We start from the raw sequence: 11,487 nt of genomic DNA, 5'->3' as shown, positions 1-11,487 counted from the left end.
AAATTTTGACCAATTCCGACGGCAATGGTCGGCTTTTAACGCGCGGCATTGCTGGCTGGGGGGCCAGCCCCTTTTGCCAATCAAAAGGGGCTATCACGCTAACGAATAGCCGAAGAAATCATGGGTAGCCTGGGATAGATCAACCACACCCCAGATGACCCGATCAATGAATACACCCTTGTCACAACCGCCAACCTTGCCCCTGACTGCTCATCAGGACTTTATCAAAACCCAACTGCCCACCTGGTTGAGCCAGGCTCCCACCGCTGTATTCAAGGCGTTTCGCAGCAGCCTGATCAATAGCAACCAAGCCAGGCACGACCTCAAAGAACTGCTCGATGAGTTGCAAAGCCCCGAAGCCTTTGCCCGACCGCTGCTGCGTGAGCGCCTCAAATCCTGGTTTTTTGGCTTGATTGAGGATGAAAACGCCATCCTGGTGCGCGAATGGAAAAATCATCATTTGCTGGGTTTGATCAACACCCACGCCAAAACTACGCGTCAGACCCTGCTGGAAGCGGCCCTGCAAAACTTTGAAGCCTCGGAAGCAGAAGCTGGGGGAATGGAGCCAGGCACCGCCATCTATAACGTCGTCCAAGGTGGTGAGGTCAAAACCATAATTTCGGCGCAATCATTCGCGCAATCATGCCGCGAGCTGGATCTGGGTGGACAATACCTCGAACACATCAAAAGCGTCCTTGAGCCAGCGCCCTGTTCCAAACCCGCCCGCTCCGCCAGTCAAGTACTCGGTTTGTTTCGTTCTCAAGCGCAGCATGCCTTTGGGGTCGCACTGCACATGGAGTACATGCAGGGAAAGTTGACGCCCAAGGAGCACCTGCAACTGGAAAGCCTGATGCACTCGGGCTCTCATCTGGATATACGGTACTGTCATCTGACTTTCAATAACGTAGTGCTGCCCAATGTCGTGGTGATCGAGGCCTCCACCCTCGGCAGACCGTTCATCCTGTACACCCCCGAAGACCCCAATGCCCCCTTTCGTTACCATGCGGCCATGCAAGACCTTGAGCAACGCTTGGCCGAACGCCTGCTAGACCAGGATTACCATACTTTCTTCAACCGCCTTGTGCCCTTGCAGCATCAGGGCAACCTACTAAAGGTGATCCCAGCCCAGGTCGGACGCCACGAGTTGATAACGGCTGGAAGAAGCGACCCTACCCAGCTGGAAGCATCAATCAGCCTCACCCCCATCAGAGGCGACCTGTTCCACTCCATCGCCCGGCATCGAATCACCCAGATCAAAGATGATGCACGCACCCTGGCGATACCCACCGCCGATGCTGACCTTGCAAGTCGACAAAAGCGCCTTCAGAGCTATATCGACCTGGGCAAATCGGTACTGTTCTTTGCCGCGTCATTCATTCCCATTGTGGGAGAGGTGATGCTGGTGATCGCTGCCGGTCAGATCATCAGTACCGTATATGACGGTTTCGCAGCCTGGAGTCGCGGCGACAGCGAACAGGCCCTGAACGACTTATTGGATGTGGTAGACACAGTAGCCATGGCCGCGGCAACCGCGGGTGCGGTCAAGGCCGCCAGCTTTACCGGTGGCCTGATAAAGGTGCGGGTACGCAACAAGGGATGGCGCCTGTGGAACCCGGACCTGAAGCCCTACCGCCACCCCAAGGTGCTTGCCGACTATGTGCGCGCCGATAAACAAGGCAAATATCAACACGAGCAACAGCAGTACCTGAAGTTCGATGAACATACTCACGCCATCAAGCGCGCCTCCGATGACAAGCACTGGGAGCTCTCACACCCCACCGACCCACACGCCTATGCCCCGCCCTTGCTGAGCAATGAAGTGGGCGGCTGGCGGCATGCGCACGAAACATCGACAGATTGGGACAATCTCAAGCTGATCAAACGCCTAGGACCTGATGCCGCCACACTCACCGAGCCGGCCGTCGAATCCCTCATGCTCCTTGGCGGCGTGGACACCCCCACGTTGCGCCAACTCCACCAGGACATGGTGCGCCCGCCGCCCTTACTGCGCGACACCCTCAAACACTTCAACCTGGAACAGGAAATCAACGACTTCAACCTGGAGCGTGCCGAAGGCATTTCGGTCACGCCCTATTCGCCGTTCATTCAATTCCATCTACTCAGCAAACTGCCGGAATGGCCAACCACGCATACGCTGAAAGTTGTCGGCGAGCAGAACAACGAGGTGATACGCGCCGGGACGGGCCCCGTCGAAATAAAAGTCAGCGAAGCACGATTCAGGCAGGGCGAACTGCTGCACGTGGTGGAGGAACAACTGCCGCAGGCGGTATTCAACAATCTATTGCCCACGTCATTTATCGAGGACTTCACCAAAACTGAAAACCTCGCCATGCGCCTGGAAGATCAGGCGTCACAGAAAAAACAGTGGCTGTTCTCTGTGCTCAACGCGCCAGGCGAAAAAGCCATCACGCCTACCGAGCAAAACCTGCGCACCCTCATGCCGGAGCTGTCCAAACACCATCTGGAGGAGCTAGAGGCGACGCTCAGCCCCCAAGACCAGCAAAGCCTGCAACAAAAAAACGACATGACACCATTACTGAAATGGGAAGCCGACCAGTACCGCAGTGCGATACAGGCAAATCGCGCTCAAGAAGGGGTTTTACTGGAGTCCGTCGGTGATCGACATAGCATCCCCCTGACCCTGTATGCCCTTGAGCAGATACCCGGCTGGCCTGCGCAGCGCAGAATCGAGGTGTATGACGGCACTGCCGATGGCCCCTTACTCGCCAGTCTCGGCCCAAAGAACGCCCGTACTCGACACGTGCTCATCCGTCAGGGCGAACAGTACAAACTTGAAGGCACCCCAGGCACCACTGACCTTCCGGGCGCACTGGAACGTACGCTTACCGTACCTGAGCGCAGTGCCATCCTGGAACAAACAGGCGCGACCACCCTGAGGCAGGCAATCCTGAACACCTGCGTGTCCAAGATGCGCAACGTACCGTTACCGCTGCGAGCCCCGCCAGTCACGGCGAAACTGTCCAACGCAGCCGGGCAGCCTCTGGACCCGCTGTTCGCCGAAATTCACCGACCCACGGGGCTGACACTGCGCGATGACGGCACTTACATCTCCACGCCACGTCCGGACGGCAGCTTTCGATACTACGTTCAGGACAACCAAAAGTATTACCCAGCCAAGTCCGACGCTCTGGGCTGGCGCCTGATTGACGCACGCAGTCGCTTCAGGGCCTATCAACCCTACCTGCGCAGAAAACCCGATGGTGGCTGGGAGGTCGACCCCATCAAGGATGCTTTGCTGGGAGGAAAAGACTCGCCGGTATCCTCACCGCGAGGGATGGAGTCCAGTGACGAGTTTGAGTCTGCGCACTCTTCCAGCGACTACGAGTCTGCAGAAGAGGGAACCATAAAGATCCAATACACCGCCCAAGAGCTCGATTCCATGCGCAGTGAACGGGGCTATCAGCACAGCCGGAACTATCTGCGCATCTACGACCGAGCCAACAATGGTCGATACCCGCTACGGGACGAGTTTGGCCAGCCCCTCCGAATCCGACGCATACAGGCACAAGCCAAATCATTAACCTCTGAAACGGTATTCAGAAGCGCGCTGATTCGGCCTTACATCCAATGGGAAGGCTATGAACAGGTTGCACGCCTTTATGAAGAAAAACTGGAGGTCATCCCTTTCACCGCCGCCCATCAACAGTTCCCGGAGGAGGCAGCCATGATTGGCCAGAGCACCGTCATCACCCGGCGAGCCTTGAAAAAAGGCGAAGCCCTAGGCGTCTATGGCGGCGAGACACTGCCTTTCTACGTTGCAAACGCACGTCAAGACCCCTACCTGATGCCCATCAGAAACGTCAGGCCAACCTCCACTCACGCGCTGCACACGCAACCGGTGCTGTCAGGAGACAACGCACTGTCGAGGATAAATACCCTTTTTGAGTATGACGCCGGCGTCCCGGTCCGACAGGCTATAACAGGCTACAACACCGAAGCGGCACTCTTTGAGATCGAAGCTCAAGTCGCCAACAACCCGCCCGAGCAAATGATACTCATCGGCCTGTTTGCCAGCGAGGACATGTCTGCCGGTACCGAGTTGCGCTGGAACTACAGATACAGCGAAACCGTCATCAAAAAACTATTTCCCAGGCAGCCAAGCCGATAATGATTACTCATCGTCAAAGTTGTAACTGCCCGGCGCCAGGTTTTCGAAGCGGGTGTACTTGCCGATAAACGCCAGGCGCGTGGTACCGATCGGGCCGTTACGCTGCTTACCGATAATGATTTCAGCGATGCCTTTATGCTCGGTTTCCGGGTGATACACCTCGTCGCGGTAAACGAACATGATCACGTCGGCATCCTGCTCGATCGCTCCGGATTCCCGCAAGTCGGAGTTGATCGGGCGCTTGTTCGGCCGTTGCTCCAGGGAACGGTTGAGCTGCGAGAGGGCAACCACCGGGCAGTTGAACTCCTTGGCCAGGGCTTTCAACGAGCGGGAAATCTCGGAAATCTCGTTGGTACGGCTATCACCGCTGGAGCCTGGGATCTGCATGAGTTGCAGGTAGTCGATCATGATCAGCGCGATATCGCCGTGTTCACGCACCAAGCGTCGGGTACGCGCGCGCATTTCCGACGGGCTGATGCCCGCCGTGTCATCGATAAACAGCTTGCGGTCGTTGAGCAGGTTGACCGCCGAGGTCAAGCGTGGCCAATCGTCGTCTTCCAGGCGGCCAGCACGCACTTTGGTCTGGTCGATGCGCCCCAGCGACGACAACATACGCATGATCAGCGATTCACCTGGCATCTCCAGGGAGTAGACCAGTACCGCTTTGTCGCTGCGCAACACCGCGTTTTCCACCAGGTTCATGGCGAAAGTGGTTTTACCCATGGACGGACGGCCGGCGACGATGATCAGGTCAGACGGCTGCAGGCCGCTGGTCATGCCATCCAGGTCGGTGTAGCCGGTGGACAGGCCGGTGATGGCGTTGTCGGTGTTGAACAGGGTATCGATACGGTCGATGGCCTTGGTCAGCAGGTCGTTGACGCTGACCGGGCCACCGGTTTTTGGTCGGGCCTCGGCGATCTGGAAGATCTGCCGTTCGGCCTCGTCGAGAATCTCTTCAGCGGTGCGGCCTTCCGGGTTGAAGGCGCTGTCGGCGATCTCGGTGGCGATGCCGATCAACTGGCGCAACGTGGCCCGCGCACGGACGATCTGCGCATAGGCCTTGATGTTGGCGACCGATGGCGTGTTTTTCGCCAACTCGCCCAGGTAACCCAGGCCGCCCACTTGAGAGGTCTGGCCTTCCTTGTCCAACTGTTCGGCCAGGGTCACCACGTCGATCGGTGAGTTCTGGTCGGCCAGCTTGGCGATAGCGCGGAAGATCAGGCGGTGGTCATGACGGTAGAAATCACCATCCGAGACTTGATCCAGCACGCGTTCCCAGGCGTTGTTGTCCAGCATCAAACCACCGAGCACGGCCTGTTCGGCCTCGATGGAATGCGGCGGCACCTTCAGGGCAGCGGTTTGCAGATCGTATTGCTCAGGAGCGGAGATATCGTTCATGGCCACTTGGAATTCGGGGATCGTAAAAAAACAAAAGGCACGACCTGTAAACAGGATCGTGCCCGATGTTAACCGGCTGGCACGCGAGGTGCCAACCCGTTAGGTGCTGCTTAAGCTGCTACCACGACAACGCGTACGGTGGCTTCAACTTCGGCGTGCAGGTGCACGGCTACGTCGAATTCGCCTACGTTGCGGATGGTGCCGTTCGGCAGACGAACTTCGCTCTTCTGCACTTCAACGCCGGAGGCGGTCAGTGCATCAGCGATGTCGTGGGTGCCGATCGAACCGAACAGCTTGCCTTCGTCACCGGCGGTGGCAGTGATAGTCACTTCCAGCTCAGCCAGTTGGGCAGCGCGAGTTTCGGCCGAAGCTTTTTTGTCTGCTGCTGCTTTTTCCAGCTCAGCACGACGCTCTTCAAACGCAGCCAGGTTGGCAGCGGTTGCAGCGGTGGCTTTGCCGTATGGCAGCAGGTAGTTACGACCGTAACCGGCCTTAACGTTCACTTTGTCGCCCAGGTTGCCCAGGTTGGCGACTTTTTCCAGAAGGATCAGTTGCATGTGAAAATCCTCTAACTTTTAACCTTCACCGTTCGCGTTATCAGCGTCTTTCGACGCCAGACGACCGCGAAAATCAATCAGGCCGTCGACAATGGCCAAAACCACGAGTAACGGATAGATCAGCTGCATGAACAGCAACAGCGTGACGTACAACCCCACCAGCCAGAACTTGGCCAGGCGCTTGCGCGCAACAAGCCCATGAATCAGGGCCAGCCCGGAAAACACCAGCGGTACGCTGCAAATCGGCGCCAGCAAGGCCATCTGTGGACCGAAGTTCGGTCCGACAACCATGCACGCCAGCAGCAACATCGCTGGTCCCGCGGGGATTCTGATACTGCGAAACTCGCGACCAAAACCACCCGGGTTGTACAACAACGCCTGCCAATAACGCCCAAGAATCAGGCTCAGCACGCTGACGACCTGCAACAAAGCCGCAATCAGGCCAGTCAGGACCGGGGCAATCAGTGACGCAAACCGCGCTCGCTCATCTACCGACAATTGCTGGTAGAGATCCCCGAGGGCCAGGGGCAGGATCTTGACGATCTCCTGCGCCAGCGCCTCGATTTGCGGGCGGAAAGCCGCGCCAAGCATCACTGAGTACACCAACCCCAATGCCACGCTGACCAGCAGCGTGCGGACCCAGGACTCGCTTGCGCGTAAAACCAACGCAAGGCTCGATGACCCCAGCAGTACCAGAAGTACCCGTGGATCACCCATTTGCAGCCACCAGATCAAGGCCGGCAACAAACCCAGGGCAAGAACGCCAAGAGCGTCCTTCAAACCGCGCCGCAGCAGCACAAGGCAACCCGCGGCAGCACCCAACCAATAAAGCAGCGGCAATGCCGCACAGCCAGCCACTACCAGAGTGGCCTGCACACGACCGCGCATGATGAACTCAGCTAAGGCGCGCATGCATTCAATCCCTTACTACTTGTCGACTGCCCGGTCTCAGCGGCCGTGGCTGTCGGTGTAGGCCAGCAGGGCCAGGAAGCGGGCGCGCTTGATAGCGGTGGCCAGCTGACGCTGATAACGTGCTTTGGTACCGGTGATACGGCTTGGAACGATTTTGCCGGTCTCGGATACGTAGGCTTTCAGAGTGTTGAGATCTTTGTAATCGATCTCCTTCACTTCTTCAGCGGTGAAGCGGCAAAACTTACGACGACGGAAGAAACGTGCCATTTGATAGGCTCCTTAATAAGGTCCGTGGATTACTCGTCAGCGTTATCGCTGCTGTCGCTGTCATCACTATCAGCGCTATCAGCGCCTTCGTGCTCAGGACGGTCGCGACGCTCACGGCGCTCACTGCGGTTTTCTTCAGCCTTGAGCATCTCGGATTGGCCGGTAACGGCTTCTTCGCGACGGATGACCAGGTTACGGATCACTGCATCGTTGTAGCGGAAGTTGTCTTCCAGCTCGGCCAGGGCCTTGCCAGTGCACTCAACGTTCAGCATCACGTAGTGAGCCTTGTGAACATTGTTGATTGCGTAGGCCAGTTGACGACGGCCCCAATCTTCCAGACGGTGGATTTTGCCGCCGTCTTCTTCGATCAGCTTGGTGTAACGCTCAACCATGCCGCCGACTTGCTCGCTTTGATCCGGGTGGACCAAAAAGATGATTTCGTAATGACGCATGAATGCTCCTTACGGGTTGTAGCCTGCCGCTCAAAAACGGTCAGACAAGGAGTGAATGACACTTATGGATCTTGCCGCAGGGGAGGCACATGCGTGCCTGCCAGGTGGGCAAGGGGCGCAATTGTAGAGAAGGGGAAGAACGGGCGCAAGGTGATTGGTGATTATTTGAACAACCTCCCAAACACCACAAAGCAAATGTGGGAGGGGGCTTGCCCCCGATTGCGGCCGGCCAGCCACATCATCTGTAACCGACCTACCGCTATCGGGGGCAAGCCCCCTCCCACATTTTGCATCTATGCCAGACTCAGAATTACTTCTTGGCCTTGGCCTTGGCCCCACGCTGACGTCGGGCTTCGAACAGGCACACGCCGGTGGCGACCGACACATTGAGGCTGCTGACGCTACCGGCCATCGGCAGGTGTACCAGGTAGTCGCAATGCTCACGGGTCAAACGACGCATACCCTTGCCTTCAGCACCCATGATCAAGATGGTCGGGCCCGTGAGGTCTTGGTCATAAATGCTGACCTCAGCCTCGCCTGCCGTGCCCACGATCCACAGGCCGCGCTGCTGGAGCTTCTCTAGGGTGCGCGCCAGGTTGGTCACGGCCACCAGCGGAATCACTTCCGCCGCACCGCAGGCAACCTTGCGCACGACTGGCGTCAGGGTGGCCGATTTGTCTTTAGGCACGATCACCGCCAGCGCACCGGCCGCATCCGCCGAACGCAGGCAGGCGCCGAGGTTGTGCGGGTCGGTCACGCCGTCCAGCACCAGCAGCAATGGCGCGCCTTCGGTACGGTCGAGCAGCTCGTCGAGCATGGCTTCGCCCCAGACCTGGCTTGGGCTTACGTCCGCCACCACGCCCTGGTGAACGCCTTCGACCCACACGTCCATTTCACGACGCTCGGCCTGGCCGATGGCAACCTTGTTTTGGGTAGCCAGCTCCACCAGCGCTTGCACGCGCGGCTCGCTGCGACCTTCCGCCAGCCACACTTGCTTGACGCGTTTAGGGTGGTGACGCAGCAATGCTTCTACGGCGTGGACGCCGTAGATTTTTTCCAGACTCATGACTTGGCCTTAGGTTTGCGCGACCCGCCGCTTTTCGCGGGGGCCGAACCCGCTTTAGGCGGGCCTTTACGGTGTTTACTTGGCTTGCTCGACGGCTTTTCCGCCCCGTGGGACTTTCCCCCAGACGCCGCTTTACCACCGCTTTTGGCTTCGTTGAGCAACTGCTGCTTCAACTCGCGGCTCTTGCGCAACTCGGCGTTTTTCGCCGCTGCGTCGCTTGGGCGATAGGCCTCAGGGGCCTTTTCCTTGGTCGAAGAACGACGACCCGCCTTGGCCGGCGCAGGCTCGGCGACCGCTGCTTTCGCAGAAGCCCCTTTGCCTTTGGTAGCCGGTGCAGCGGTTTCGCTGCCACGTTTTTTACGTCCCGCCGGCTCGGCTGGCTTGTCTGGCATGCCGAAGTCGATCTTGCGCTCGTCGAGGTCGACGCGCATGACCTGCACCTCCACGGTATCGCCCAGACGGAAACTGCGACCGGTGCGCTCGCCCGCCAGGCGGTGATGCACAGGATCGAAGTGGTAGTAGTCACCCGGCAAGGCAGTGACATGCACCAGGCCTTCGACGTAGATATCGGTCAGCTCGACGAACAGGCCAAAGCCGGTCACGGCGGTGATCACACCCGGGAACGTCTCGCCTACGCGATCTTTCATGAACTCGCACTTGAGCCAGTTCACCACGTCGCGGGTGGCTTCGTCGGCGCGGCGCTCGCTCATGGAGCACTGCTCGCCCAACTGTTCCAGGGCCGCTTCGTCGTACGGATAGATCCGTGCCTTCGGAATAGTCATGGCACCGGCGCGCTTGACGTGCGGGGTGTTTTGCTTGGAATGGATCACGCTGCGGATCGCCCGGTGCGTGAGCAAATCCGGGTAACGACGAATCGGCGAGGTGAAGTGGGTGTACGCCTCGTAATTCAGGCCGAAGTGACCCTGGTTATCAGCGCTGTACACCGCCTGGCTCAGGGAGCGCAGCATGACGGTCTGGATCACGTGGTAATCCGGACGGTCCTTGATGCTGGCCAGCAGAGCCTGGTAGTCCTTCGGCGTCGGGCCGTCCTTGCCTTTGTGCAGGGACAGGCCGAGCTCGCCGAGGAAGGCGCGCAGTTTTTCCAGGCGCTCCGGCGGTGGACCGTCGTGCACGCGGTACAACGCAGGGATTTCATGCTTCTTCAGGAATTCGGCAGTGGCCACGTTGGCCGCCAGCATGCATTCCTCGATCAGCTTGTGTGCATCGTTACGTGTGGTCGGGGTGATTGCGGCGATCTTACGCTCGGAACCGAAGACAATCCGGGTTTCCTGGGTTTCAAAATCGATCGCGCCACGTACGTGACGTGCACCCAGCAATACCTTGTACAGCGAGTAGAGCTGCTTGAGGTGCGGCACGACGCCGGCGTACTCGGTACGCAGGGCCTTGGCTTCGCTGGTCTTCGGCGTTTCCAGGATGGTGCTGACCTTGTTATAGGTCAGGCGCGCCTGGGAGTGAATCACCGCTTCGTAGAACTGGTAGTCGGTCATTTCACCGGTTTTCGAGATGGTCATCTCGCACACCATGGCCAAACGGTCGACTTTCGGGTTCAAGGAGCACAGGCCGTTGGACAACTGCTCAGGCAGCATCGGGATCACGCGCTCAGGGAAGTACACGGAGTTGCCGCGCACCTGGGCTTCGTTATCCAGGGCCGAACCGATCTTCACGTAGCTGGACACGTCGGCAATCGCGACGAACAACTTCCAGCCGCCGGAGAACAGGCGCAGCTTGCCAGGCTTGGCTTCGCAATAGACCGCATCGTCGAAGTCGCGGGCATCTTCGCCGTCGATGGTGACGAACGGTAGATGGCGCAGGTCGATGCGTTTTTCTTTGTCTTTTTCTTCGACTTCCGGCTTGAGCTTGGCGGCTTCTTTGAGCACAGCCTCAGGCCAGACGTGAGGGATATCGTAGGTGCGCAGCGCAACGTCGATTTCCATGCCCGGCGCCATGTAGTTGCCGACCACTTCAACGATATCGCCTTGTGGCTGGAAGCGCGCAGTCGGCCAGTGGGTGATTTTCACCTCGACGAACTGGCCGACCTTGGCGGCGCCATTGCGGCCTGGGGTGATCAGCACTTCCTGCTGGACCTTCGGGTTATCCGGCACAACAAAGCCGATACCGCCTTCCTCGAAGTAACGGCCGACGATGGACTCGTGGGCACGGGAGACCACTTCGACGATCACGCCCTCACGACGACCGCGACGGTCCAGGCCGGAAACGCGCGCCAATGCACGGTCGCCATCGAACACCAGGCGCATTTGCGCTGGGCTCATGAACAGGTCATCGCTGCCGTCGTCCGGGATCAGGAAGCCGAAGCCATCACGGTGGCCCGCAATGCGACCCAGGATCAGGTCAAGCTTGTCTACCGGCGCATAGGTACCGCGGCGGGTGTAGATCAGTTGAGCGTCGCGCTCCATGGCACGCAAACGGCGGCGCAGGGCTTCGAGCTGGTCTTCGGTGGTCAGACCGAACTCTTCAACCAACTGCTCGCGGCTAGCAGGCGAACCCCGATCGGCGAGGTGCGCCAGGATCAGTTCGCGGCTAGGAATAGGGTTTTCATATTTTTCCGCTTCACGAGCGGCCTCGGGATCGAGGGACTGCCAATCGGCCATTAGAGAGTTTTCACCTTGTCTATATGCGGGTTAGTTTGGCATACGCGTATTGAAA

Annotated in this window: 8 protein-coding genes; 1 reads left to right on the top strand and 7 read right to left on the bottom strand. The window is 58.6% G+C overall.

All coding sequences use genetic code 11. The features are described from left to right. Nucleotides 1-166: 166 nt before the first annotated feature. Nucleotides 167-4,150: a DUF6543 domain-containing protein gene (locus tag PspS35_RS02705; RefSeq protein ID WP_238785971.1), complete on the top strand. Its 3,984-nt coding sequence runs from the start codon at nucleotides 167-169 to the stop codon at nucleotides 4,148-4,150. Nucleotides 4,151-4,153: 3 nt separating this feature from the next. On the opposite strand, the gene dnaB is transcribed toward PspS35_RS02705, so the two are convergent. The 7 genes from dnaB to rnr form a co-directional block, all read right to left on the bottom strand. Then, nucleotides 4,154-5,548 carry a replicative DNA helicase gene (gene dnaB / locus PspS35_RS02700; RefSeq protein WP_064450415.1) on the bottom strand — a complete coding sequence of 465 codons (1,395 nt, stop codon included), beginning with the start codon at nucleotides 5,546-5,548 and terminating at the stop codon, nucleotides 4,154-4,156. A 110-nt stretch (nucleotides 5,549-5,658) separates the two neighbouring features. Further along, a complete protein-coding gene (gene rplI, locus PspS35_RS02695; protein WP_003171376.1) occupies nucleotides 5,659-6,105 on the bottom strand; it encodes a 50S ribosomal protein L9 in 447 nt (148 codons plus the stop codon). Nucleotides 6,106-6,123: 18 nt separating this feature from the next. Continuing rightward, nucleotides 6,124-7,017 (bottom strand): hypothetical protein, encoded by an 894-nt coding sequence (locus PspS35_RS02690; RefSeq protein ID WP_159932670.1) that lies wholly within the window; start codon nucleotides 7,015-7,017, stop codon nucleotides 6,124-6,126. A 36-nt stretch (nucleotides 7,018-7,053) separates the two neighbouring features. Next, nucleotides 7,054-7,284 (bottom strand): 30S ribosomal protein S18, encoded by a 231-nt coding sequence (rpsR, locus tag PspS35_RS02685; RefSeq protein WP_003171373.1) that lies wholly within the window; start codon nucleotides 7,282-7,284, stop codon nucleotides 7,054-7,056. A gap of 29 nt (nucleotides 7,285-7,313) precedes the next feature. After that, nucleotides 7,314-7,736: a 30S ribosomal protein S6 gene (gene rpsF, locus PspS35_RS02680; protein ID WP_003171371.1), complete on the bottom strand. Its 423-nt coding sequence runs from the start codon at nucleotides 7,734-7,736 to the stop codon at nucleotides 7,314-7,316. 310 nt (nucleotides 7,737-8,046) lie between these two features. Continuing rightward, nucleotides 8,047-8,802 (bottom strand): 23S rRNA (guanosine(2251)-2'-O)-methyltransferase RlmB, encoded by a 756-nt coding sequence (rlmB, locus tag PspS35_RS02675; protein WP_057724256.1) that lies wholly within the window; start codon nucleotides 8,800-8,802, stop codon nucleotides 8,047-8,049. Beyond that, entirely contained in the window at nucleotides 8,799-11,432 is a 2,634-nt protein-coding gene (gene rnr / locus PspS35_RS02670; RefSeq protein ID WP_159932669.1) for a ribonuclease R, read from the bottom strand. Before rnr ends, rlmB begins: the two co-directional genes overlap by 4 nt. Between the last annotated feature and the right edge of the window lie 55 nt (nucleotides 11,433-11,487).

The sequence above is a fragment of the Pseudomonas sp. S35 genome, from assembly GCF_009866765.1.
In the GTDB taxonomy this organism is placed as follows: Bacteria; Pseudomonadota; Gammaproteobacteria; order Pseudomonadales; family Pseudomonadaceae; genus Aquipseudomonas.
The sequence above is the reverse complement of the archived record's forward strand: the minus strand, read 5'-3'. Positions and strand labels throughout refer to the sequence as shown.